The following is a 274-nucleotide window of genomic DNA, read 5'->3' as shown; positions in this document are numbered from 1 at the left end:
GTTAGCAAAAGCCGGCATGTCTACCGCGACGATTAAAGCCGGGGGTCTCGAAGCGGCGTTAAACCTTGCGACTGCGGGCGAACTTCGATTAGCGGATGCAGCCGAAATTATGTCGACGGCACTCAACGCCTTCAAGGATGACGGAATGACCGCGGCACAAGCATCGAACATACTCGCTGGAACGGCGAACGCTTCGGCAACTGACGTTATGGATTTAAAGTACTCGCTGTCAATGGTTTCAGCAGTCGCATCTGGTTTAGGATTGTCGTTTCGA

The 274-nt window shown here is 52.9% G+C and carries 1 protein-coding gene; it reads left to right on the top strand.

All coding sequences use genetic code 11. The features are described 5' to 3' along the window. On the top strand, window positions 1-274 hold a 274-nt coding region (locus WD019_RS21835), incomplete at both ends, for a phage tail tape measure protein (protein ID WP_425712827.1).

Origin of the sequence: Fictibacillus sp. Mic-4 (assembly GCF_049843615.1) — a bacterium.
Lineage (GTDB): Bacteria > Bacillota > Bacilli > Bacillales > Fictibacillaceae > Fictibacillus_A > Fictibacillus_A gelatini.
Note: the sequence above shows the minus strand (reverse complement) of the source record. Positions and strands in the feature narration are given on the sequence as shown.